At 38.7% G+C, this 26,329-nt stretch carries 21 protein-coding genes; 10 read left to right on the forward strand and 11 right to left on the reverse strand.

The window, feature by feature from the left end:
* Nucleotides 1-116: 116 nt before the first annotated feature.
* The 11 genes from NMU02_RS12410 to surE all read right to left on the reverse strand — a co-directional run bounded on the left by NMU02_RS12410 (nucleotide 117) and on the right by surE (nucleotide 10,103).
* Nucleotides 117-752: a 4'-phosphopantetheinyl transferase family protein gene (locus NMU02_RS12410; protein WP_255028269.1), complete on the reverse strand. Its 636-nt coding sequence runs from the start codon at nucleotides 750-752 to the stop codon at nucleotides 117-119.
* A gap of 6 nt (nucleotides 753-758) precedes the next feature.
* Nucleotides 759-1,361, reverse strand: a complete 603-nt coding sequence (gene gldD, locus NMU02_RS12415; protein WP_255028270.1) for a gliding motility lipoprotein GldD — start codon at nucleotides 1,359-1,361, stop codon at nucleotides 759-761.
* 28 nt (nucleotides 1,362-1,389) lie between these two features.
* Nucleotides 1,390-2,736 (reverse strand): gliding motility-associated protein GldE, encoded by a 1,347-nt coding sequence (gldE, locus tag NMU02_RS12420; RefSeq protein ID WP_255028271.1) that lies wholly within the window; start codon nucleotides 2,734-2,736, stop codon nucleotides 1,390-1,392.
* Between the two features lie 139 nt (nucleotides 2,737-2,875).
* Nucleotides 2,876-3,325: a single-stranded DNA-binding protein gene (locus NMU02_RS12425; RefSeq protein ID WP_255028272.1), complete on the reverse strand. Its 450-nt coding sequence runs from the start codon at nucleotides 3,323-3,325 to the stop codon at nucleotides 2,876-2,878.
* A 96-nt stretch (nucleotides 3,326-3,421) separates the two neighbouring features.
* Nucleotides 3,422-4,210 (reverse strand): pyrroline-5-carboxylate reductase, encoded by a 789-nt coding sequence (proC, locus tag NMU02_RS12430; protein ID WP_255028273.1) that lies wholly within the window; start codon nucleotides 4,208-4,210, stop codon nucleotides 3,422-3,424.
* 223 nt (nucleotides 4,211-4,433) lie between these two features.
* Nucleotides 4,434-5,561 carry an aspartate aminotransferase family protein gene (locus NMU02_RS12435; protein ID WP_255028274.1) on the reverse strand — a complete coding sequence of 376 codons (1,128 nt, stop codon included), beginning with the start codon at nucleotides 5,559-5,561 and terminating at the stop codon, nucleotides 4,434-4,436.
* Nucleotides 5,562-5,618: 57 nt separating this feature from the next.
* On the reverse strand, nucleotides 5,619-6,587 hold the full coding sequence (gene argC, locus NMU02_RS12440; protein ID WP_255028275.1) for an N-acetyl-gamma-glutamyl-phosphate reductase: 969 nt from the start codon (nucleotides 6,585-6,587) through the stop codon (nucleotides 5,619-5,621).
* A 128-nt stretch (nucleotides 6,588-6,715) separates the two neighbouring features.
* On the reverse strand, nucleotides 6,716-7,918 hold the full coding sequence (locus tag NMU02_RS12445; RefSeq protein WP_255028277.1) for an argininosuccinate synthase: 1,203 nt from the start codon (nucleotides 7,916-7,918) through the stop codon (nucleotides 6,716-6,718).
* A 30-nt stretch (nucleotides 7,919-7,948) separates the two neighbouring features.
* Nucleotides 7,949-8,506, reverse strand: a complete 558-nt coding sequence (locus NMU02_RS12450) for a GNAT family N-acetyltransferase (protein ID WP_255028278.1) — start codon at nucleotides 8,504-8,506, stop codon at nucleotides 7,949-7,951.
* 66 nt (nucleotides 8,507-8,572) lie between these two features.
* Nucleotides 8,573-9,052: an arginine repressor gene (locus tag NMU02_RS12455; protein WP_255028280.1), complete on the reverse strand. Its 480-nt coding sequence runs from the start codon at nucleotides 9,050-9,052 to the stop codon at nucleotides 8,573-8,575.
* A 265-nt stretch (nucleotides 9,053-9,317) separates the two neighbouring features.
* Nucleotides 9,318-10,103, reverse strand: coding sequence for a 5'/3'-nucleotidase SurE (gene surE, locus NMU02_RS12460; protein WP_255028281.1), 786 nt, complete (start codon nucleotides 10,101-10,103; stop codon nucleotides 9,318-9,320).
* Nucleotides 10,104-10,393: 290 nt separating this feature from the next.
* Here surE and NMU02_RS12465 point away from each other — a divergent pair, with 290 nt between their 5' ends.
* From NMU02_RS12465 to NMU02_RS12510, 10 genes are all read left to right on the forward strand, one after another.
* Nucleotides 10,394-11,164 (forward strand): ParA family protein, encoded by a 771-nt coding sequence (locus tag NMU02_RS12465; RefSeq protein WP_255028282.1) that lies wholly within the window; start codon nucleotides 10,394-10,396, stop codon nucleotides 11,162-11,164.
* Nucleotides 11,165-11,190: 26 nt separating this feature from the next.
* Nucleotides 11,191-12,069 carry a ParB/RepB/Spo0J family partition protein gene (locus tag NMU02_RS12470; protein WP_255028283.1) on the forward strand — a complete coding sequence of 293 codons (879 nt, stop codon included), beginning with the start codon at nucleotides 11,191-11,193 and terminating at the stop codon, nucleotides 12,067-12,069.
* Between the two features lie 9 nt (nucleotides 12,070-12,078).
* The gene (locus NMU02_RS12475) at nucleotides 12,079-12,846 is read left to right on the forward strand and encodes a DUF5683 domain-containing protein (protein ID WP_255028284.1); all 768 of its coding nucleotides are present in this window, start codon (nucleotides 12,079-12,081) and stop codon (nucleotides 12,844-12,846) included.
* 10 nt (nucleotides 12,847-12,856) lie between these two features.
* Complete coding sequence (locus tag NMU02_RS12480) at nucleotides 12,857-14,761, forward strand: LysM peptidoglycan-binding domain-containing protein (RefSeq protein WP_255028285.1); 1,905 nt, start codon at nucleotides 12,857-12,859, stop codon at nucleotides 14,759-14,761.
* 341 nt (nucleotides 14,762-15,102) lie between these two features.
* Entirely contained in the window at nucleotides 15,103-15,303 is a 201-nt protein-coding gene (locus NMU02_RS12485) for a winged helix-turn-helix domain-containing protein (protein ID WP_255028314.1), read from the forward strand.
* Between the two features lie 184 nt (nucleotides 15,304-15,487).
* The gene (locus NMU02_RS12490; protein ID WP_255028286.1) at nucleotides 15,488-16,633 is read left to right on the forward strand and encodes a T9SS type A sorting domain-containing protein; all 1,146 of its coding nucleotides are present in this window, start codon (nucleotides 15,488-15,490) and stop codon (nucleotides 16,631-16,633) included.
* A gap of 18 nt (nucleotides 16,634-16,651) precedes the next feature.
* Nucleotides 16,652-22,993 (forward strand): RHS repeat domain-containing protein, encoded by a 6,342-nt coding sequence (locus NMU02_RS12495; RefSeq protein WP_255028287.1) that lies wholly within the window; start codon nucleotides 16,652-16,654, stop codon nucleotides 22,991-22,993.
* Nucleotides 22,990-23,616: a hypothetical protein gene (locus NMU02_RS12500; protein WP_255028288.1), complete on the forward strand. Its 627-nt coding sequence runs from the start codon at nucleotides 22,990-22,992 to the stop codon at nucleotides 23,614-23,616. The genes NMU02_RS12495 and NMU02_RS12500 overlap by 4 nt, the downstream gene beginning before the upstream one ends.
* A gap of 312 nt (nucleotides 23,617-23,928) precedes the next feature.
* Nucleotides 23,929-24,615 (forward strand): hypothetical protein, encoded by a 687-nt coding sequence (locus NMU02_RS12505; RefSeq protein WP_255028289.1) that lies wholly within the window; start codon nucleotides 23,929-23,931, stop codon nucleotides 24,613-24,615.
* Between the two features lie 113 nt (nucleotides 24,616-24,728).
* The gene (locus tag NMU02_RS12510) at nucleotides 24,729-25,247 is read left to right on the forward strand and encodes a hypothetical protein (protein WP_255028290.1); all 519 of its coding nucleotides are present in this window, start codon (nucleotides 24,729-24,731) and stop codon (nucleotides 25,245-25,247) included.
* Nucleotides 25,248-26,329: the final 1,082 nt, after the last annotated feature.

Genomic DNA, 26,329 nt, shown 5'->3' on the forward strand with positions numbered 1-26,329 from the left:
GCAAAAAATCCTGATTATGCCTTTTAATAGTCTCGGGGAGAATTAGTACACTTTTACGATAAGTATGCAACAGATTTATAAAAATGAATATATGAAGAAATAGAATAAAAGTATTCTTATAAAGGATAACAGAGGGTAAAAACAAATTCGGGATAAATCGTATAAAAGATCTTGAAACGTTTGTAAAGTTTCGGATGTTTTATTTCAGCATCGAAAATACCTTTGGTTTCGGGAATAAAAAAAGATAAGCAGATGTTATCTTTAAAGTCGACATCTGTTACATCGGATGCTTTAAATATAGCTTCTTTAGCAGACCAAAGTAATGTACTATGTATAAGTTCATTCTCAGGTTGTATAGAATGTATTTCGTCTGTGTTTAAAACACGGGATTGAATGTTTTTTATTCTGGGCTGTATTGTTTCTACATCAACCCCTATTTTTTCTTTGGTGTGCATGGCAACTGCGATGCAATGACGGGTATGTGATATGGAAATTTCGCAAGTTTCATTCTCGAGGTAAGGTCTTCCTGTTCCGCTGTATTTTATATTTATGTCGTAACCGAAAATCCGTTTTAATAATAAATTTACAGTTAATTTTTCTATTTTTCTTTTTTCATTTGAAAAGTCCTTTATTAAGGTGGTATAGACCGGTCTATTTCCTAATAAGGACAACAGTGTATCGGTATTTTCTTCGGGTTTCCAAAGTTCTACATGGATTTCGGGACCTATATTCCCGGAAAAAAGAAGGGACATTTCTGTTTAGTTTTTATTTATAGACTCGATCAGGTGTACTACATCCTGGGTAATATAATCGACAACCGGCGCAACGGAATCGTTTTTTACTTGATTGTCGAAATAAAGCGCCCCTCTAAGCATATAATTCGAACTGTCAGTAACTACAAACTGAAGTGGGGTAGCGCTATTCCCGGTTAAATGGTATAAGGTCGCAAATAATTTGGAGTCGGGGGCTTCATACTCTTTTGCTTCTATTGCATCAGCTCTGACAGTATGGCGATAAACCAATTCTTTATTTTCTTGAAGTATTTTTATCAATTCTTTTTTGTTCCGGACCTTTTCGAAACTGCAGTAAAGTGTGGCTTTGTAAGCCGGATATAAAATATTGAACCAGTTACTGTTTTTATGTATAGAGTCTTGTATTATTTGTGTATAAACCGAAGTTTCGAAGCTCACCGGTAGGTCGATGTCTGCGATCTGATATTCGGGTGCTGGTATTTCTATTCGGTAATAAGCATCCGGTTTCGGTGTATAATCGGGTTTACAACTTATAAATGAAATCAATAATAAGATTGTCCCGTATATCCACAATAATATATGAAAATGATATTTCTGTTTATATTTCATTGCTGTAAATTTCGTGACGTATCTATATTTATGATGACTGTTTCTGATCACTCTCTTCAGAATGATCGATCTTTATTTTTACCTTTACGATTCGATGTTTATCCATTTCGAGGATGACAAATGTATATTTACCGTAAACGATTTTTTCTTTTGCGCATGGGAAATCTTGCTTTATTTCGAGGATTAATCCGGCTATTGTTTCTGCTTCTTCCGATATCTTGTCGAAATCATTTTCGTCGACACCTGTGATTTTGAAGAAATCGTTTAATTGGGTTTTTCCTTCGAATATATAAGTGTCGTTGTCTATTTTTACATAATGACGTTCTTCTTCGTCATATTCATCGCTGATTTCCCCTACGATTTCTTCAAGGATGTCTTCCATTGTAACGATACCGGAGGTTCCCCCGAATTCGTCGACGACGATTGCCATGTGTATCTTTTTAGTCCTGAACTCTTCCAGTAGATCATCTATCATTTTTGTCTCTGGTACGAAATAGGGCGTTCGCATCAGATTTTGCCAGCGAAAGCTTTTATCTCGATTAATATAAGGTAATAGGTCTTTTATATAAATGATTCCTTTTATATTATCTTCGTTACCATCATATACAGGTAGTCGAGAGTAGCCATTTTCGATAATAAGATTTATGAGAGTGGTAAAATCGGTGCGTATATCGATGTCGGTCATGTCAATACGAGAAGTCATGATCTCTTCGACTTTTTTCCCTCCGAATTTAATAATACCTTCCAGCATCGCTTTTTCTTCATGAGCATCGACCTTGGTCATTTCAAGCGCTTGAGAAAGTTCGTTCATCGAGATATTCAGATTCTTTTTTGCGACATGTTTATTTATCAGTTTTGTCGATTTTACCATAAAGTTCCCCAGCGGATAAAATACTTTTTCCAGAAATACCAAAGTGGAAACCGCATTTCGGGCCAGTTTAAGTGAATTATGAGTTGCGTATATTTTGGGCATTATTTCTCCAAAAAGTAGCAAAAGAAATGTTAGAATGACTGTTTGTATTAAGAAACCGATAATGGGTGCTTCTGTAAAATCGACGATGGAATTGATAAAGAAAGTGCATAGCATAACAACGGCAACGTTTACCAGATTATTAGCAATAAGTATCGTCGCAAGCAGATATTCCGATTTCTTGAGTTGTTTTTTTATTACAGTGTCTTTGGGGTGTCCATTTTCTTCTATTTCTGATAAATCTTGAGGAGAAAGCGAGAAAAATGCAATTTCAGAAGCCGAAACGAAACCTGAAAAGCCTAAACATATTAGGGCCAATATAAGTGCAACGATTGCGCTTGTTGTTACAGGCAAAAATTCGATAGTTGAGAAAAGTAACGGTAAAGGATAACTGTCAGGGTCCAAAATATATATATTAGTTAAACAATAAGGTATTACATCGGTAAGATGAAGATACCTGTTCTCTGTAAAATACTCAGTTTTTGTCTGTAAGAAAAACTATGCTATACAGAGCAAATTGCGAATGCAAAATTATAATATAAAATTAAAACGGCAAATCATCAGATGAATTATTTCCACCGAAAGGATTATTCTCAGGCTGAGTTTGTTGCGGTTGCATCTGATGTGTAGGATTTACCGTCGGAGTTGCCGTCATATCGCTTTTACGCCCAAGAAGTTCCATATTATCAGCATAAATTTCGGTTGTATATCTGCGTACGCCACTTTTATCATCCCATGAACGAGTTCTTATTTTTCCTTCGATATAAAGAGGAGATCCTTTGCGTACGTATTTTTCTGCAATTTCTGCTAATCCACGCCATAGTACGATATTGTGCCATTCTGTACGGTCGGGTATCTGAGCACCCGATGCGGTTGTATAACCTCTTTCGGTTGTGGCTAATGTAAAAGAGGCTACACATACATTATTATCGAGATAACGTATATCGGGGTCTTTTCCGACATTTCCGATAAGGATCACTTTGTTAACTGACATGGTAATTTTTATTGGTTATTTTTCAAATTTACGAGATTTTTCTGAAGCCCGTATATTATTGATAATAATTAACAGGCGATATTTTGTGTTTATTTGTTATTTTGCAGCTTTCAATCCTTTTATAACAGCTGTGGTAAATCCGGCTTCTTCCATTTCATTTAATCCTTTTATAGTGATACCGCCCGGTGTTGTGACTTTATCGATTTCGGCTTCGGGGTGTGTTTTGTTTTGCAATAATAAACCGGCAGCCCCTTTTACAGTTTGAGCCACAATTTCTCGAGCTTGTTCTGCATAAAGTCCCAACTCTATGCCTCCTTCCATCGCTGCTCGAATATAGCGTAATGCAAATGCGGTACCGCAGGAACAAAGGGCGGTTGCTGCCGTCATAAGTCTTTCTTCGATAAGTACCGATTTCCCTAGTTCATTGAAAATGTCAATTATAAGTTTATCTTGTTCTTCAGTAGTATTGAATGCTGCAATAGCCGTCATACTTTCTCTAATGGAGATAGCCGTATTCGGGATAACACGGTACAAAGACGGAGTTGTATTTTTATCTTTAAAAAGGTCTGTAAGGTGTGAAAAAGGAACTCCAGCTACGATAGAAACGATAATTTGTTTACGGATATCTATTACTGGCTTCAATTCTCCGGCAATATGGTCGATCAGCCATGGTTTCACAGCTATCATAATAATATCGGCATCTTTTATGGCTTGTCGATTATCGGTTGTCGTATGTATTGCCGGATTGAATTCTTTCATTATATCTAATGACTTGGAAGTTGCGGCGGTTACAGTAATATTTTCTGCCTTTATCATATTGCCGTAAGTTAAGCCTCGTGCAATAGCGCCACCCATATTACCGGCTCCTATTATCGTTATTTTCATATTATTTTGTTTTATCGGTTTCAGTTGCAATCGAATTTGAAAATTTGTGTTTCTTCATCGGATTTTATTTACTACTGATACCGTTATAATTTGTTTTAATTTAAATGTTCCATCAATTATTTTCTCAAAGATAAGATTTTTTTAAGTGTCACAAAGAGATAGAATTATAAAAAATACGGCAAAAAGAGAATCCTTTTGCCGTATTCACGATTATGAAAAAGAACTATCCGTTTAGTACCTTTTTAAGTTTGCCGATAAATATGTCGGCTTGTTCTTTGCTTAGGCATAACGGTGGAAGAAGTCTTATCACGTTTGTTCCCGATACACCAGTAAAAACTTTTTCTTCGAATAATAATTTTTGTCGTAGTTCTTTTACAGGACAATCGAATTCGAGACCTATCATAAGCCCGAGTCCGCGTACTTCTTTAATAGCCGGTATTTTTTTCAATTCTTTTATCAGATATTCACCGACTTTTGCCGCATTATCTACTAACTTTTCGCTTTCCATGATTTCGAGAACAGCAATAGCTGCAGAACAACCCAAGTGGTTTCCTCCAAAAGTCGTTCCAAGCATTCCGTAAACGGGAGAAAATATGGGGCTTATTAATACCCCGCCTATGGGAAAACCGTTACCCATTCCTTTTGCGATCGTGATGATGTCGGGGCGTATACCGCTGTATTGGTGAGCAAAGAATTTCCCGCTACGACCATATCCCGATTGTATCTCATCGAGAATAAGAATTACACCGTTTTGTGTGCATAATCCTCGTAATTGTCGCATAAAATCTACATCGGGAACTTGTATTCCTCCAATTCCCTGTATACCTTCGATGATTACTGCACATACATCTCCTCGTGATATTTCTTTTTGTACGGCGGTTATATCATTCAGCGATAGATAACTGACTTCAAACGTGCTATTGATAGGAGCTATAATCTTAGGATTATCGGTTACGTTTACAGCAGCCGACGTGCGTCCGTGAAACGATTTTTTAAAAGCAATCACTTTTTTCTTTCCGGTGTGGAAAGAGGCCAGTTTCAGTGCATTTTCGTTTGCTTCGGCTCCCGAATTGATAAGAAATAACGAGTAGTCTTCATACCCCGATTGTTTACCCAGCATTTCTGCCAATTGAGTTTGCAAAGAGTTTATGACCGAATTAGAGTAAAAGATTAATTTGGCAGCCTGTTCGGTAATTTTTTGTGTATAATAGGGGTGTGTATGTCCCACCGAGATAACGGCGTGCCCTCCGTATAAATCGAGGTATTCGTTTCCTTTGGTATCGTAAGTATAACATCCTTTTCCTTTTACGATTTCGATATCGAAAAGAGGATAAACATCGAATAGTTTCATTTTAAATGATATGCTTAAAGTTATATTCGGCTGATCGAAGCCGGATGAATTTTAAAATCAGAATGCCGAAGGTTTTAGTTTTAAACCTACCGTTTCTTCGAGCCCGAATAGCAGATTCATATTATGTACGGCTTGCCCCGAAGCACCTTTCAACAGGTTGTCGATTATTGAAACAATCAGTAATTTGTCATCGTGTTTTTCGAGATAAAGCAGGCATTTATTTGTATTCACTACTTGCTTCAGATCGGGATTTTTATCGACAACGAATGTAAAAGAATGATCGTCGTAATAATCGTTGTAAATGCGTTTTATTTCGTCCAGATCTGTATTGCAAGTTAGATATAATGTAGCGAAAATACCTCTTGAGAAATTGCCGCGCACAGGGATGAAATCGATATCGCTTTTAAAGCTGTTTTGTAATTGTGACAAACTTTGGCGTATTTCTTCCAAATGTTGATGGGTAAACGGTTTGTATATAGAAATATTATCGTTACGCCAACTAAAATGCGAGGTAGCACCCGGCTTTTGCCCTGCTCCAGTAGATCCGGTGATGGCATTTACATGTATCGTATTGTTGAGCATCAGATTTTTTGCCAAAGGTAGCAATGCCAATTGTATTGCTGTGGCAAAACACCCAGGATTGGCTATGCGTTTGCATCGTATAATGCGTTTACGGTTCAACTCGGGAAGACCGTAAACGAACTCATGTTCGGGTGATTCGATTCTGTAATCGGTAGATAGGTCGATAATTTTCAAGTCTTCGGGAATCGTATGCGATTCGACAAATTTCTTCGTATCGCCATGTGCTGTACAAAAGAAAAGTACATCGATTTGGTCGAAGGGTAGTTCGTCAGTAAAAGTTAGATCGGTTTCTCCATATAACCCAGTATGTATGTCGGTAATTTTATTACCGGCATTACTGTTACTGTTAACGAAAACGATTTCTACATCGGGATGATTTATCAGTAATCTGATGAGTTCCCCGGCCGTATATCCGGCTCCTCCGACAATTCCAGCTCGTATCATTCTGATAATAATATTTAAGTTTGAAATTTACAGACTATTGTCTGTTCGTACAAAGATAAGATTAAAAATGCGGGCGACAAATTACGGTTTTCGTCGCCCGCAAATTCATCTTCTTCGTTTCACGAATTTTATTTTTTATTTTTGTTTTGTACCGAATGATAAATTTTCATCTGGTTCCCCAATATTTTAGTAAATCCTTTTACGTCGTCTGCCGACCAGGCTTTATTTACTTCGCCATATTCTCCGAAATCTGATTTCATAAGGTCGAAATCACTTTCGATGCCGACAAGTATGTAGTGATAAGGTTTGAGGTCGATTATTACACGCCCTGTAACATTTCGTTGCGAACTTTGAAGGAATGCCTCCATGTCGCGCATAACCGGTTCGAGATATTGCGCTTCGTGCATAAACATACCATACCAGGTACCTATCTGGTCTTTCCAGTATTGCTGCCATTTGGTAAGCGTATGTTTCTCGAGCATTTTATGCGCGTTAATAATAATCATGGGAGCAGCAGCTTCGAATCCTACACGGCCTTTGATTCCGATAATCGTATCGCCGATGTGCATGTCGCGTCCAATAGCGAATTTCGATGCGATTTCTTCGATTTTCTGTATTGCGGCTACTTTATCATCGTATTTTTTGCCGTTGATTGCAGCGATTTCTCCTGCTTCGAAATCGATGGTAAGGGTTTCTTCTTCTTTAGCCGTCATCTGAGAAGGATAGGCCGATTCGGGCAAAGTTTCGTTACTTTTCAGTGTTTCCTTTCCTCCGATACTGGTACCCCATAATCCTTTATTGATGGAATATTCCATTTTTTTGAAATCGGCTTCATATCCGTGTTTTTTCAGATAATCGATTTCGTATTCTCGGGTGAGTGTCATGTCCCGGGTTGGCGTAAGTATTTTTATTTCGGGGGCCAGTATCTGGAACGTAAGATCGAAACGTACTTGATCGTTTCCGGCTCCTGTACTTCCATGGGCTATATAATCGGCGCCTATTTCTTTGGCGTAGTTGATGGTAGCGATAGCTTGAAAGATACGTTCTGAGCTTACCGAAATGGGATAAGTTCCGTTACGCAATACGTTTCCGAATATCATGTATTTGATACTTTTGTTATAATATTCCTGAGTAATATCGAGGGTTACGTGTTTTTTTGCCCCTAACTTGTATGCTTTTTCTTCGATTGCTTTTAGTTCTCTATCATTAAAACCACCGGTATTGGCGATTGCCGTATATAGTTCGTATCCACAATCTTCGGTAAGATATTTGGCACAGAAAGAGGTATCGAGACCTCCGCTGAAGGCTAAAACTACTTTTTCTTTTTTCATAATCACATTCTCTTTTATCCGGTTAATAATTTATTTTTTTTCAGATTCGTCTTTTGCATGGGGGTCGAAAAGCATCCCGGTGCAAAGACACATACGACGATTAGTACGTTGCAGTATATCGTAGTTAACACAACTCTGACATCCTTTCCAGAAGGCTTCATCGTCGGTCAGTTCCGAGAAAGTTACAGGTCTGTATCCCAATTCCGAGTTGATTTTCATTACAGCGAGTCCAGTAGTTAAGCCGAATATTTTAGCATCGGGAAAGCGTTCTCGTGATAATTCGAAAGCACGTCGTTTTATGCGTTTTGCCAGACCATGTCCTCGATAAGATTCTACTACGATAAGTCCGGAGTTTGCAACGAATTTTTTATTACTCCAACTTTCGATATAACAGAATCCTGCAAATTTGTCACCGTCTAAAGCGATGATAGCTTTGCCTTCGAGCATTTTCTGTTTTACGTATTCGGGCGAACGCTTGGCGATACCCGTGCCCCTTACTTTAGCTGCTTTCTCGATTGTATCGAGAATTGTATCTACGTAAGGCAAGTGCTTTTCGCTTGCTACAATTACTTCAATTGTATCTTCCATTTTCTTTGTTTAATAACTATAATATAATCCGGTATCGGCCGGTTGTGAATATCTGTAAATCGTTTTTTATTGTATGTTGGGGATGATATCGGTTAGTGAGGCGAGAATGTCTTCTTGCCGGATCCCCTCCCGTAAGATGAGCAATATGGTATCGTCTCCAGCGATTGTTCCCAGTATTTCTTTTGTTGCACGGCTGTCGATGTCGTAAGCGATACCGCTGGCATAGCCGGGTCGTGTTTTTATAACGGCGATTTGTCCTGAAAATTCTATCGATATAAATCCCGAAGGCGATACTTTTATTTCGTTATTGACTTTCGATTGCATAATCTTGCCGATACTTCCAGTGCCGGGAAGAACGTACATATACCCTTTATCTGTACTCGGAACTTTTGCAATCTGTAATTGTTTAAGGTCTCTTGATAAAGTTGCCTGAGTAAGATCGAATCCCCTTTCGGTAAGGATGTTCAAAAGATCATCCTGATTTCCGATACGATTATTTATGATAATTTCTTTTATCGCTTGCAATCTTTCGGTCTTATTTTTCATATATTTCGTAATTTGGGTTTCTTACAAACTTTATTTGTGCATAAATATGCTTTTATGATGCAAATTTAAAGATTAAAATTGAATATATGCAGTATATATGCAGAAATGATAATTAAATCTTCTCTTTTTAACATTGATTATACTTTACATAGGTATGTATATGCAAAAAATATCCAAAAAATCCGGATCTATCTTTGATAAGGCAAATCCGGATTTATAATAAGTAGTATAATGTCATTTGACTCGATCGAGTTGTATATAAGTATTATTCGGAAAATAAGTTGCGAGTCGTATCGATGTATTTTATGGCCGATTGATCGTAAGTCGTAGGTACTACAGAGATATAATTGTGAGCTAACGCCCATTCGTCGGTTTCTTCGTTATCGGGTTCGAGATTTATAAATTGTCCGGTAAGCCAGAAATAATCTTTTCCATATGGGTCTGTTCTACGATCGTATTCTTCGGTCCAATAGCCATGTGCCTGACGACAGACTTTTACACCGTTAATTTTGTCGGATGCCGGGATATTGATATTTAAGCATACCGATTGGGGTAATCCTTGTTCAAGGAGTTTTCGACAGGTAAAAGTAACGATATCGCTGCATGCTGAAAAGTTTGCATCGGGGTTGTGAGAACAGAGTGAAAATCCTGCCGAAGGAATGCCTACGATTGCACCTTCTATCGCCGCCCCCATTGTTCCTGAATATACTACGCTAACTCCTGCATTTGATCCGTGGTTTATTCCAGATACCAATAAATCGGGGCGTCTGTCGCATAGAAAGTTAAGTGCGAGTTTTATACAATCTACTGGGGTTCCATTTGTTTTGAAAGAGGTAAAATCCTCTTTCTTTTCTACGGGTATAAGTCGTAGAGGATATCCCGATGATATAGCGCTCGATTGTCCTGATCGAGGAGAATCGGGGGCAACTACCAGGATTTCTCCCAGACTGTCGATCATTTTTATTAATTCATTTATTCCTTTTGCGTCGATGCCGTCGTCGTTGGTGACTAAAATAAGAGGTTTGGAAAAATTGGATTTACTTGTTGTCATTTTTATGTCGAATACGTTTGTCAAAAGCAAAAATACAAAAAAAAGAGATTGCCGGACATGAAATTTTTCAGGTTGCTTATTCCGAGTGCTAAATTTCTTGAAATAAGGTCGGGTTCTTCTGTAAAAATATTATATTTGCAACAAAAGTATGTGCTCTTTAATAGGTTGGCATGCAGGGGAGGTTATCAACAATTTGAATGACTTTTCAACAATTAACCGATTTTGTCGGGGTTTGATAACGTGAGGACGATAAAAAGATGTTTCTTTGTTTCTGATTAATACAGAAATTTATGGGTAAAGTAATCGCTATCGCAAATCAGAAAGGGGGAGTGGGGAAAACCACGACTTCAATCAATCTGGCCGCTTCGCTGGCCGCTCTTGATAAAAAGGTGCTCGTAGTAGATGCCGATCCTCAGGCTAACGCATCTTCGGGATTAGGAGTCGATTTAAAAAATGTAACGACTTCAATTTACGAATGCCTTATCAATGGAGAGTCTTTGCGTAAAGCAACTGCGGAGACTTGTGTCCCGGGACTCGATATCGTTTGTTCTCGAATCGATTTGGTGGGTGCTGAGCTCGAACTTTTGAATATAGAGAACCGAGAGCGTGTTTTGGCTGTACTTCTCGATGAGGTGAAAGGAGAATATGATTATATCCTGATTGATTGTTCTCCTTCTTTAGGTCTGATAACGGTAAATTCACTTACTGCAGCCGATTCGGTTATTATTCCGGTTCAGGCAGAATATTTTGCTCTCGAAGGCATCAGCAAATTACTGAATACAATAAAGATTATAAAATCGAAACTGAATCCAGCTCTCGAAATCGAAGGTTTTCTGTTGACGATGTATGATTCTCGCTTGCGTTTAGCTAACCAGATATATGAGGAGTTGAAAGTACATTTTAGGGATATGGTATTTACTACGGTGATACAACGGAATATTCGCCTGAGCGAGGCTCCCAGCCATGGAATACCGGCATTACTTTATGATAAGGATTCGAAAGGAAGTCTTAATCATTTACAGCTTGCACAGGAATTGATAAACAGGACAAAAAGGAAATAAGATACAGGCCCATAGATTAAAAAAATATGGCTACATTTAAAAGAAATGCTTTAGGTCGGGGACTCGATGCCCTTATAACGATGGATGATGTTAAAACATCTGGCTCGTCGTCTATAAATGAGATTGAACTTTCGAAAATAAAGCCTAATCCCGATCAGCCCAGGCGGGAGTTTGATTCCGATGGCTTAGCCGAACTTGCGACATCTATTCGGGAACTGGGAATAATTCAGCCTATTTCTTTACGTCAGGTTGACGACGGTACATATCAGATTATAGCTGGAGAACGCCGATATCGAGCTTCGCTTATGGCAGGTCTTACATCTGTTCCTGCTTATGTGCGTACTGCAGAAGATGAGACGATGATGGAAATGGCACTCATCGAAAATATCCAGCGGGAAGATCTGAATTCGATAGAGATCGCTCTTACCTTTCAGAAATTGATCGAACAATACGAGCTTACTCAGGAAAGATTGAGTGAACGTATCGGGAAAAAGCGGGCAACAATTGCCAATTATCTGCGTTTGTTGAAGCTTCCGGCAGAAATACAAATGGGGCTTAAAAACAAACACATCGATATGGGGCATGCGAGGGCTTTGCTCTCTATCGATGATCCGGCTATGCAACTCCGAATTTATGAATTGATTCAGGAAAACGGTTATTCGGTACGTAAGGTCGAGGAACTGGTAAAAGAGTATTCGTCTGGAGAGGGTAATCTTAAGGTAATATCGAAAACTAAACCTGCAGTACGGGAGGAATATGATTTACTGAAAAAGCATTTATCGTCTTTCTTTAAGACACCGGTACAATTTACTTGTAATCAGTCCGGAAAGGGAAAGATTAGTATACCTTTTAAAAATGAAGAAGAACTGGAACGTCTCATGGCAATTTTCGACCAACTGAAATAAGAAAAGACATTGGGTACGATTCGGAACATAAAATATTGTAATTCCTTGTTTACGGGTGTTTGTGCCGTTGTTACTATGGTTTGTTTATTATTTTCAACAAATCTTTCGGCTCAGCAACCCGTTGTTGAAGATACTCTCGAGGTCGGCCCACCGGTTACGATTGTTGCCGATAGTATCATAAATGAAGGGATTAACGAAGTAAAGCAAAACAAGAAAGAGATGATGGAGGCTCCTCCTTCAGGTATGCCTCTTCCGGTGATTCCCGACTCGTTATTATTTACACCCGATCCGATGAAAGCCGTTTGGTACTCGGCTTTGTTTCCGGGGCTGGGGCAGATATATAACCGTCGCTATTGGAAGCTGCCGATTGTAATCGGCGGTTATATGGGGCTGATATATGCAACATCCTGGAATAATCGTTATTATACCGATTATTCTATGGCGTACAGGGATATTATGGATAATGACCCGACGACGAACAGCTATATTAATTTTTTGCCCTATAATAACCGGAATGATGAGTTTGTTAACGCAAATCTCGATTGGTTGAAAGGTTCTCTAAAACGGAAAAAGGACTTTTACAGGCGTAATCGTGATTTGTGTATTATTTCTATGGTAGGATTATATCTGGTCTGTATGATCGATGCATATGTCGATGCCCAGCTCTACCAATTCGATATCAGCCCCGATGTGAGCATGCAGTTGCTTCCGGCTGTGATTACTCCGGCACCGTATTCCCGGGCATCATTGGGTTTACAGTGCGCCATAACCTTTTAAACTTGAAATTATGCGCGTATTTTTTTTATTTGTCATTCTGTTTATAGCCAGTATAACGGTAAAAGCTGATATATTGCCTGTAAAGCCATCTGCAAAAGATACTATCTCCGATAAAGATATCATACTTCCCGAAAGTCTCGAAAACGATGTGGATAGTCTTTTTTCTAATTGGTATCTTAAAAAATATGCTATTATCGATGAGAATTGTATCAGTACCAGTGTCAATATCGACTATCCCGACTCGGTTTATATTCAGCGGTTGGCCAATATGCCTACTATTATCGAGATGCCTTTTAATCAGATCGTAAAAACTTATATTAATTTTTATACTCAAAAACGGCGTAAGCTCGTAGAAGTTATGATGGGTTTGGGAAATTATTATTTCCCGATTTTCGAACAGGAACTCGAACGACAGGGACTACCGCTCGAATTGAAATATCTACCGATTATAGAATCGGCTTTACGGCCCGAGGCCACTTCCCGTGCCGGAGCTGCAGGGCTGTGGCAATTTATGATCGGAACTGCTAAAGTTTTAGGGATGGAGGTAAACAGTCTGGTCGATGAGCGTCGTGATCCGTTAAAGTCGTCTGAAATGGCCGCTCGTTATCTGAAGGAATTATATAATATATATCATGATTGGGGGTTGGCGATTGCTGCTTATAACTGTGGTCCCGGAAATGTGAATAAAGCGATTCGTCGTTCGGGAGGTAAAGACTATTGGGAGATTTATAATTATCTGCCCCGTGAAACGAGAGGATACCTTCCCGCCTTTATTGCGGCTAATTATGTGATGCGTTATTATAGTGATCATAATATATGTCCGGTATTGTCTGATATGCCCCTTACGACCGATACGATACATATAAACGAACAGGTTCATTTGCAGCAAATTGCCGATGTGTTGCAGATACCTGTCGATCAATTGCGGTCTCTTAATCCGCAATATCGCCGCGATATAGTACCGGGAAATGCTAAAACACGTACACTTATTCTTCCTTCGCAGCAAGTTTATGCTTTTATCGAACAAAAGGATTCGATTTTGCAGTATCGCCCCGATTTGTATGCGCGTCGTACGACTGTAGATCCTTCGGGATATAATTCAGTATCGGGTTATACATATCACAAAGTACGAAGAGGAGAATCATTGTCTACAATAGCGCATAAATACGGGGTATCGGTGAAACAATTGCGTAAATGGAATAATTTACGTAGTAATACGATAAACACAGGCAAACGTTTACGGGTAAGTGCCCCGGTTTTGGCTTCCCGGGAAACAAAACCGGTTGTAAAAACGAAACCGATTGCAAAAAATGAAGTTGCAACTGTGGTCGATTCATCTAAAACAGTTGTTGTGAATGCAGCGGAAGCAAGGGATGAAAAGGTGTTGTCAGATAATAATCCTGTTACCCGTCAGAAAACGGTTTCAACGCTTTATCATCGGATTAAACCGGGTGAAAGTCTTTCAGTGATTGCTGATAAATATGGAGTGTCGGTGAGTCGGTTGAAATCTTGGAACGGTTTGAAAAGTAATAATATTAGAGCGGGAAAAAGTTTGAAAATACAAAAAACGAAATATATTGATGTCCCGGTAAAAGAGGAGAATGAATCTCAGCAGCTGATGGCCGATGCGAAGAAGGAGGGTAATAAAGTTGAAACTATTGAAAATAGCAGTGCGGAAGCAAAAAACGAAAAACTTGAAAAAGAAGAGGTTTTAGCTCGCAAAAATACCGGTAAGACTGAAACTTCGGTTACAGGTGCTGAAAAATATTTATACCATAAAGTTACGAGAGGAGAAAGCTTGTGGACAATCTCACGACGTTTCCCGGGAGTTACTTCGGAGCTTATTATAAAATTGAATAATCTGGAAGATGCTTCTCTTAAAGTAGGACAAGTATTGAAAATACCTGTAGTATAAGTTTAAATATAAAATATTTTATCAAAGACCTTTACATAATATTGTGAAGGTCTTTTTGTTTATTCTTCATTGAGTAAGTAATTTCACTTTTTATAGTGTTAAAAAAATTGGTGTACAAAAGACATTAAAAATGAATAATATACAGAACAATATTATATTTCGAGCGTTTATATCGATGTCTTTTTATATATTCAGGTATGAAAAGTAAAGACTTCCGGAATTATCAATATTGTTAAATAATGTAATTTTCGCATGGGTATAGTAGATAAAATCATACTTTTGTACTTGAATCATAACTAAAAAAGATTTTTGATGTAAAATCTTAATTAAATTTTTGAATGATGGATAGAGAAGAAATCGGCTTGAATGCCGGATTAGTGTGGAATGCACTGAACGGTGGCGAAAAATTGACACTGAAAGGACTTAAGAAAGTTACCAAGCTCAAAGATAAAGAGCTTTACGCTGCATTGGGATGGTTATCTCGTGAAGATAAGATCTCTATTGAAGAGACTGAAGGCGATTTGTTGATCGGCCTTATCTGAGAAGTTCGGAAATAATATCTGACCATACAAAGAAGAGGTATAATCATATGATTATACCTCTTCTTTTTTTGTAATTATAAAATATAGAAATAAATATTTGGTGAAAAAAGATATAATAATTATAATTGCAGTCGTTTTGTGACCTTATTTTTTAGTGCGTTATTAATATAAACGTGAAATATCTATGAATTTTCGTAATATCTTAGTTTTTCTTTTTTTATTATCCAGTTCAATTTTATCGGGGCAATTATGCCTGACTCGCCAGTATAATCAACCCAGAGTAGGCGATGTACTTAAGTGGACCCGTACTACTTATCAACCGGCCGATTCAACGGGAAAGGACTGTGTGTGGGATTTTTCGAAAGTGAAGGCCGGGGGGCCGGTAGAAAGTGTCTCGTATGGTTTCGACGTTCGGGACGGTAGCATTGTAAAGGAAGCTTTTTCGACCCGGTTTTATTATCATGATGAGGGTGATACGGTGTTTCTGAAAGGTTATGAAAACGAGTCGTCGATCGTGCGTCATGTTTTTCCACGTCCATTGTTCTGTTATCCGTTCGCATACGGCGATAGTGTTTCAGGGTACCTCTATACACGCGGAAAATATTGCGATCGTTTGTCTTTGGAACAGTTAGGTACAGGTCATACGGTGGTAGATGGTGAAGGAATATTGATCTTACCTGGAAAAGATACGTTGCGCCATGTGCTGCAGATAACGACTACCGAGCGTTATGTACAGGATGCTACTCCAATAACAGCGTCCTATTATTTGCCGGATTCGTTACGAATACCGCACGTGAAAGACAGCATCGCTTATCGGTTGGTCAATGATAGTTCGGTCATCGAACTTAGGGTAACGTCGTGGTATGCTCGAGGTTACCGTTATCCGTTGTTTGAGTCTTATGAAAATTTGATCTTAACCCCTGATACGTCTTACGTGATGAATCGTTTTTCGTTGTATTGCAGCCTCGACAGCATGGAAAGTTATGTGGGTTACGATCCGGAGAACGAGTGGTTGTTGGCGGAAGGGGAAGACGAAAATCCGAGGGAAGAAACAAAGCCCGAAATTTCGTGGAAAGAACGTTTAGAATTGAAAATTTATCCAAATCCGGTACGAGACGAACTCCGTGTAGAATATATTTTACCAGAAGCGGTTTCGGTAAATCTATCGGTTCAAGATATGACGGGACGTATTTTATATTCGGGAGGAACGCACCGGGAGGAAGGGGATTACCGTAAAACGATTCCGGTATCGGGCTTCCCGAGGGGTCAGTTGTTATTGGTTATGAGAATAGAGAATGAGATCGTTACCCGGATAATAATAAAAGAGTAGTATATCGAAATGTATCCTATGAAAATGAGAAAGATTGCTGTTTTTGCATTTATGCTTGCGGAATTGTATGCCTATGGGCAAGAAGAAAATATAAGGTTGAACCTTCCCGATAAGATGCTGCCGAGTCCTGACGCGGCAAGTATAGCGAAATATCAAAATTATCCGGTAGATCATTGTACCGGCGTTCCCGATATTTCTATTCCGTTATATGAAATAGTATGTGGCGATTTGCGATTGCCTATTACGCTCAGTTATCATGCTTCCGGTTTACGGGTGCACGATATATCGGGATTGGTAGGATTAGGATGGAGTTTAAATGCCGAGCCTCAGATTACCCGTTCGGTGAATGTGATGCCCGATGAGAAAGGATATCTAATCAACGGAAACCTTTTCAGTAACGAGCCCGGTCTGGATTGTGCGTATTATAAGGATTTGGCTAATGGCAATAAAGAAGAGGAACCGGACGATTTTTATTATCGGCTGGCCGATAAAAGCGGAAGTTTTATTATAAAAAGAGAGTTGGGTGCGAGCGCCGTACCTATGACCATTCCGTACGACCCGGTAAAAATAGATCTCTCGGGATTTACGAATGAACATTATAATATGACGATACAAGATGAAAATGGAGTCTTGTATGAGTTCGGAGACAGTCCTTTACAGCGTTATGTGGCGGAGTTCAGGGAGATAACCGATATGAAAGGCGGCATGGCTACGACTTGCTGGAAGGCCAGCCGAATGATTAGCCCGCATACGTCGGATACGGTTTATTTTCATTATCAGGAAGGTCAAAATACGCACCAGCGTTCTTTATACGATATGATAACGGTCGAAGACAGTATCGATCAGAGTACGGCATTCGGGGTTTTAGAATGTGCAACAGCCCATTATCCCTATGTTAAATACATGACAAGCGGATATGTAGCCGGTTATAATCTTCAAAAGGATGGAAGCTTACAGAGAAGCTGTGAAAACTCGTCGGCTTTCGATGTCGGTTACGAGTCGAATGTAACAGCGCATTATCCCGAAGAAATACGATTTAGGGGAGGGCGGGTCGTTTTTTCTCTTGAAAAAAGTGGAACCTCCCGGCCTACCTTACAATATATTACGGTGTACGATAATAATGGGAATCAAATACGTCGCATAAGATTGAATCATACGACTTTCCTACCCGGAGGCAATGATCGGGACTACAAGCGCCGTCTCGATAGTGTGGAGTTTCTCGATGCCCGGGGTAATGTAATAGAGACTTATTCGTTCGATTACTGGGGCAATACCTTACCTTACGATTTAAGTACTAAGGATGTCGATTTCTGGGGATATTATAATGGTGAGGGTTTAACGTCTTCACAGAATGCCGTGAAGCGAACCGCGATAAACTGTCAAGTGGAAGCACCCACTTTAGAAGATATTCAGGGAGTAATCGGAGATGCGGAAAGAGGCAGTAATGAAACCGCGATGAAATGCGGGGTATTGACAAAAATTACCTACCCGAGCGGCGGGTATACCTCTATTCATTATGAGGCCAACCGTTATCAAGATAAAACCGCATCAGGGGCTGATACGGTTCGTCTATGCGGAGGTTTGCGTGTAGAGCGTATCGTAAATGTGGGGTCGGATAATTTGGGGCATGCCAACCGGATTTATGTACGTCGTTATACATACGGAGTAAACGGCTGCGGTACGGGTTACGTGAAAAGTAAAATGGGGTTGAATGAATATATGAGCGAATGCCGTCATACTTATACGAATATGGATAACGGGCAACGGGTCTTTTTTACCCGGTTGCGGAGTTATATGTCTAATCCGGTAAACGATATTTTGTTTTCGGGAGGTTCCCCTATCATTTACGAACAGGTGCGGGAAGACGCGTATGATGATGCCGATACGGCCTCGATGGTTCGTAAGATATTCACCTACCGGCATCGGGATCCGCTCGAGGATCAAAGCGGCGATTTGTACATTCCGGAAACGAATATCCGTATCAATCCACGCAATCATTGGCGTGACGGCTTGTTGTTGAAAGAAGAAGAATATAAAACCGTTGTAAGCCGGAACGGAAATAATAGAGTCACGGTAGATTTTCGGTTAGAAAGGGAAATCGAACACACTTATGCTGAATATCATTCGGGTTTGGCCAGGGCGCGCCGTATATTCAATAAAGTATCTCCTTTTGGTCCGTCGAGCGATAAATTTAAATACTTTGTGAATGATTTTAGTCTGAAATTGTATAATATTGAGACCGGGATCATGCTTGAAACCAAAAAGGTAACTACTATACATGACGGGACGAAGAAAAATGTGACTACCGAAGTATATGATTATACGCATGCCGATCTTATTACACCTACTAAAGTGACCACGACATACGGTGACGGAACGAAAATCGTAGATACCCGTACATATCTGACGTCGAATAGTTTGTTAGTCCCTAAGGTCGTCAGGGAAAAACTTTATGAAGGCAACCGCTTGAATATTTTGCTGAAGCGATTGTCTACCATTACCAGCCGTAGCGGTTGGTCTCGTACTTGGGAGGAGGAAAACCATACTTACGCAATGTTCTCCGATGGAGAAGCGCGGGAACAAAGTATCAGTCTGAAATCGAGGGATAAAGGATTCGATAAACTAAACATGGTGGAATATAATATCGATGGCCGTCCTCAATATATGACGTTGAACGATCATCAGAAGGTATTTTATTTATGGGGATATCGTTCGCAATATGTGGTAGCCGAGATACAGGGTGTTACGGCTGAAGAGGTGAAAGCTAAAATAACACAGGCACAGATAGATGCGCTGGCTGGCAAGGATACCCTATTGCCACAGGATATAACGATGCTAAATAATTTGAGAAACTCATTGCCTCAATCTCGTATCGTAAGCCGTATTTATAAACCGTTGGTGGGTGTAAAAGAAGAAACGGCTCCCGACCAGACAAAATATGGTTACGAATATGACGCTTATTACCGTTTGTTGGCAAAATATCAGGTAAATCCTGTCGGAGGAGCGAAAGAAATACGGGAACATTACCGGTATTATATTCAGCCGGGAGGAAGTTATGTTGTTCGTTCGACTCCTTTCCAGATCGTAACATCTCCCTCGCAGGTAAACAGTAATAACAGTTTCGAAGAATACACGTACTTTGATCCTCTGGGACGTCCCGAAGAAACGGTACAACGTAAAATGGGAGGTAATGGAGAAGACTTGATTACTTATACTACCCTCGATTATCGTGATCGGCCTTTACGTTCGTGGCTTACTTATGCCGGAAACCAGACAACGGGAGCGTTTGTAGCGGTAAATTTAGTCGAATCGGCTGCCCGATCGTTCTATAACGATACGGCCCCTTATCGGGAAACGGTTTATGAAAATAGCAGTGATGGTCGTCCCGTAGAGGAAACGGGAGAAGGACAAGATTGGCGAAGCGGATCCTCGGGAAAGAAAGTGCGTTATGATTATTATCTGAATGACGCCTCGGGGGATATGTCCTGTTACGACATGGCGTTGAAACGCGGCGGGGTGAATGTCGATATGACGAAAAAATATCCGGCAGGCAGTTTGTTTGTCACGAAGATAACCGACGAAGACGGACACGTTGTTTATGAGTTTCATAATGGACTGGGACAGAAGATACTCGAGAGGAAAATGAATGGCAGTGAGGCCAGTGATACCTATTTCACTTATGAAAGACAGAATCGCCCCGAAGCGGTTTTACCTCCCGAGTCATCAGTTAAATATGCCGGAACGCAATTTGATTGTAGCATGGAGAAAGACATTCATTTATTCTCAGAACTCCCCGATTCTTTCCCTTATGGCTATCCGACCATGGTGCGAACACCGGGCTCAGAAACAAGTCTGCTGTATTATGATAAATATTACCGTGTGATACAGGAACTTTTGCCCGATAACCGGTGTCTGTTTAAATTGTATGACGATCAGGACCGATTGGTCGTCGAAGGGGAGTGTGACGATATCGTAAATGATTATGGACGGGATAAATCCGTCGAAACGAAGTATAATCCGTCGGATAACTGGGAAGGGACAGGATATTCGACCACCTTTAGCGGGACGAATATAAAACTGCATAACGTCTATTATTACGATACCTATGATTATTTAGAACTTCCATCGATAACGGGAGTGCCCAACAGCTCCCTACTGTCTTACGAAAGTAAATCGGGGTACGGAGATCGTTATGCGACGAGTAACGGTCAGGGGGCGAAAGGACGATTGACGGGAGAAATCACGTATCGATTGGAAGTGTCTGCGAATCAATATTCCCGTATCACTTCTCATTATTACGATTACCGGGGTAATGAAGTACAACGCCGCGAGATTTCCCCCCTGAGCCGTCAGTCCGATTATTATGCATATGACTATCTGGGGCAGGTGACCCGTCACTACAGTTATCATTCCGGTTCGGGTATCACTTATATCGAGACCGAGGAGAATACGTACAATAGCCAGAAGCGTTTATCGAAGAGTAACTGTTTATGGGAAAATCAACGCACCAATACGAGCGGACAGGTAAGTATTTTTTATGATTACGACCGTTTGGGCCGGGTCAGCCGCAAACGTATCTCGGAGAACGGCACGCCGGTAGACACGATCGGTTACGATTATACGATCCGGGGTTGGGTACAAGGGATTAGGGGCCGTTATTTCAAAGAAAGGTTGGTTTACCAGGATGTGAACGACGCCTCGAGTTGCTTTAACGGGAATATCCGTCAGCAGATATTCCAAATCCTGAAACCGGGTTATGAGCAGGAACACTTTTATTATGAATACGACGGATTGAACCGGTTGTATAATGCTTGGAGTTCGTTCTATGGACCGAATAAAGACGGCCAGTTTGGCGAGCAGTATGAATTTGACCGGAACAGCAACATTACTCATTTGTATCGTTACTGGCCGCAACCGTCAGGAGGAGGAACGCAGCAAATCGATAACCTGTCGTTGAGTTATAATGCTCAGACGGGCTTGTTGTCGGGAATCAGCGAATCTATCGCTGATCAGACTCGTAACGGCCTTATCGAATATAAGCAGAATGGGAAAACGAGCCACGGTATCGGTTACGACAATAGCGGTCGGGAGATCTGGAACGAGGGAATGCAGGTAAGTTCGGTAAGTTATAATGTATTGAGTCTTCCCCGCCAGGTTCAGACGCGTCGGGGGGATATTACCGAATACGAATACAATGGCCGTGGCGAAAAGACGGGGGTAACCTACCGTACGGTAAAGACGAATATGACAGTCCCTTACGGGAGTGCGGTAACTCCTGCGGCCGGGACGACGACATCTACTTATATGTTCTACGAGGGTAATAAAGTCTATATGGGAGGAGGAGTCAACCTTCGTTTTGTCTATCATGATGATTATTATTACGATGCCGAATCGGGCAAAAATTACTATTATTCGAAAAACCATTTGGGAAGTATCTGCGTTGTAACGGATAAAGAGGGAAACCTCCAACAGGCGAACCGGTATTATCCTTCCGGGCTGCCGATGAGTAACAGCGTGAACCCTGAATTTCAGACGAAGAAACTGAGCGGCAAGGAGTTCGATCAGATGCATAACATGAATTTGTACGATCATGGCGCTCGAATGTATAACCCGGTATTGTTACGATGGACCACTCCGGACCCGTTGGCTTATAAATATCTCGGAATAAGTCCGTATATTTACTGCGCCGGAAATCCGGTCTGTCTTGTAGACTTAGATGGAAAAGAAGTTTGGGGTGGTTTCGACTTTTTTAGAGGGGTAGGTGATGCGATCGGGCGCAATATGAGCATGGGTAGCTGGAAGGGTAATCCCTCGACCGTTGCAAATGCAAGTGCTTATAACGGCGGCCAGTTAGTAGGAGATGTATTGAGCGCAATTGGAGGTGTAGGCGAAATGTTTATTGGAGGTGCAACTGCTATTGCCGGGGGAGCAATAACAGTGGGTTCTGCCGGAACAGCAAGTGTGGTAGGTGGTGGTGCTGCTGTTGCTGGGGCCGCTGTCGCAACACACGGTGCGACTATGATTAATAATGCTGTAAAAAGTGTAGTAAAAGGGGAAGGTAGAATAGATGCAGCGAATGGTTCTGGAACATCTTCGAAATATGAAAATGTTACTAAGTCTTCAAGAGGAAAGAGTAGCACAACAAATATAAAGACAGATGTTACAAAAAAAGAATTTGGGAAAAATCTAGAAAATTCCGGGTATAAAAAAACGCTAAGTAAAGATGGTAAAGCTGATATTTATACAAAAGGAGATAAAAAATATTCTGTAAGAGATTATAATTCAAGCGACCATAATGGTCCTACAGCTGATTATGCAGAGAAAAATAAAGTGAAAAAAGAAATACGTTTAGAAAAATGAAAGTAGATTTTATAGTTGATAAAGAAAGATTTGAAAAAGAGAGAATAAAAAAGAATAAGATATTCCAAGCGGATTTACTCTTACCTGACAACATGTTTAAGAGAGGATTTGATGATTTTTTATTTTTTGAATCGATATTTTTATATCATGAAGATTTTTTTGAAGGAATGATAGAGTTTATAAAAAAATTAGGGAATAATTCTTTTACATTCTATACTGTTTCTCCAAATCCCGAAAGTTATTTTTATTATTATTTTAAGAAATATAGTGTAGCTGTTATTCCTATAACAGCTACATCTGATGAATATCAGGAGTTTATACATAGAGATCCGGGTGATAGTCCTGCCGATTCCATGTTTTCGAATGGGGAAACGGTGGTATTGTTTTCTGAAACTCCTGAATGGGGTATAGTTGCATCGAAAGACTGGGAAATCGGAATAGTGGGTTTTAAAACGAAGAAAGTAAGGGAATTTTTTATAGAGTCTTTTAAAGAAGATGTCGGCTCGGATAAAATGTTTGATACATTAGACTCCTATATACAACAGTTCGACAGTATGTTTCACATGACAGAAGAAGCGAAAAAACGGTGGTATAACTTACGGAAAAATTATTTAGGATACTAATAGTGTAAATAAATAATTTTGTATTGATACGATGGATAACACTAAATACGTATCTTTTTAACAATAACTATTTCTCTTTATCCATATTGTTTGAGAAATTCGATAAATGGGCGAATGGCATATCAACATCTTTTAATATCTTAAGTTTGGGGTAAGTATGGGTGCTGTAGCTTTCTCAGTAGCGTGTACTCCTGGAGTAGCCATAGGATTAGCTATAATAGGAGGATTATGGAGTGCGTCTCAATTAATATGGGGTAATGAAATAAATAAATTTATTGATAGTAATTTTGGTTACAAATAAAAATTTGATTTATGAAAAGAGAATTTGATATAAATATTTATTCCCGAGATATCTTTCTTATAATACAATTTATTATATATATAATAATATTTATTGTATCATATATTTGTTTTTTATATGTAACAGGCGGGAAATTAATAGCTGTTATCTTTACTTTTTCATTTTTACTTTTAGGGTATTTTAAATTTCCTCGTCTCTATGGTAAAGCTATTATTAAAATTACATCAGAAAAGCGAAATTATAAAATAGAGTATATGCAACCGTATCGATTTGGAAAGATGAAACCGATATTAGAATTTCATTTAAGAGATGTAGATTCATATAAATACGAATCGGGTTATGCATTTGATTTTTTTAAAATAAAATTCAAATCAGGCAAAGTTTTAAAACTTAATCAATGGTCTTTCGATAAAGATGATGATTTTAAGAAATTTATAAATAGTTTTAAATCAGATATAAAAAGTTATAATCAACTAAAAGGAACAACTGAGCCTATAGAACGGCAAAAGTCTCTTTTAGAAAACCGTACATATTTAATTGTAATGGCAATTATGTTTTCTTTAATTATCATCGGGATAATAGTAGGATTAATACTAAAAGGAACGAGTAATAAAGGCGGTTTGATTATGGTTGGAGTCATCTTAGGTCCGATGATCTGGTCAATATCACAAATCATAAATGGATTACGGCAGAAATGAATTTGTGACAGATATATAAACAAAGAGATAGCTTAAAAAAGTATCAAGATAATTAAGGGAAAGATTTTTGATTATCAGGCGTTTATTATTTATTTGTTGTAAAGGTGATTATTATGAAAAAGACGTTGTTGTTGAATTTTTTTGTTTTATGTTTTGCCTCATTAGTTGGTGCACAAGAAAAATCTGGAGGTTTAACGAATGAATTAAACCGGATGATAAATGATGGAATTAAGTATAAATTATTGGAATATGAAAGTTGGGGATATAACACGTCATTGAGAAATTATTATCTTTTAGAAGATGGATTATTACAAAATTTTGAGTTATCGGAATTTAACAAATCTCGAAATGTAACGATTTTGGAAAGACGTAAATTCCTCCAGAAAATAGAAGAAGGGACAGCTTTTCGATTAGTAGGAACAGAATTGAAAGGTGATACATTAAGTTTTCGATTAGTGATTGGTGGTGTAAGTAAAAAGAGGAGATGGAGATATTTACATTTTGAAACTAATGGTGTTTTAAAATTATGTTATAAATATTCCTGTGAAGAAAAGAAATGGAATCTCGTAAGGGGCAATAATACCCACTTTGAGATTGATATTGAAGAATTGAAACGCTATATAGATCGATAAATAATCGATGGAAATATAAACGAGTTATTACGATCGGTTGGTATATTATATCAGCTTTAAATTGTAAGGGGTAAACATTTTTTTTACAGAGGCAATGTAGGTATAGAAATATATTTTATAATTTATAAAGTTGCTGTTATAATAAATTATTCAGGAACAGAGCGTTATTTTCAGAATTATAATGATAGAGAAAATAAAATTGATGGTAATGAAAGAAAAATAAAAGATGGAATTTTATGGTTCGTAACGGATAGTTTTCAGAGTCGCCGTATAGAAGAAACTACCAATATATATCCATTTACATATATGGACAGATTAAATAATAATAAGCAGGATAGAACATTGATCGAAGATATGAATATTCAGGAATAATATAAACCTAAAAGTTATTGTATTGATTTTAGTAATTCTTTTTATTACATCTTATACGGAAGGGAAGAATAAACAGGATGAGAGGACAAATATTGAAAAAATCGATTCGATATTTACAAAACATTTGAGTTCGATAGAAAATTATATAATAGCAGATACTGGAAAATATTGTATTAGTAATAGTGAAGATAATGAATTTTTGTTTCTTGTTGGCTTTCTTACTGGTAGGGAATATGAATTTCAAACCCCAAGTTTTACCATGTTGATAATGCTGGATAGATCGGAATTAGAAGAGATAAAAAAGTGGTATAAGGATAGCAGGAAACGGCTTAATTATGAAAAAATTTAAGAAGTAGGCTTTTATAATTAAAATATAATAGTAGTATACCCGATATGAAGTAGTATTGTATGATCATATTTCATTCGATAACAACAGGCAAAAGTGGGTATGGGAGTATGCTGAATTTTATTTGTTTTACTTTGCATTTATCTATTTGCAGATAAAAAGAAATGGATGGGAATATACGGTAACAATGGATATATGAAAATACAGAGGAAAGAATGATAATGGTATATAAATGGCGGCTTAATATTTATATATTTTTGAATCAGAAATTTTAAATGACGGTAAAAGCAAAAAATAAATTCTTTACTATATATGAAAATAGTGGGTAATTAAATACATAAACTATTATAATAATATTTTTCAC

The organism is Coprobacter tertius, from assembly GCF_024330105.1.
Taxonomy (GTDB): Bacteria; Bacteroidota; Bacteroidia; order Bacteroidales; family Coprobacteraceae; genus Coprobacter; species Coprobacter tertius.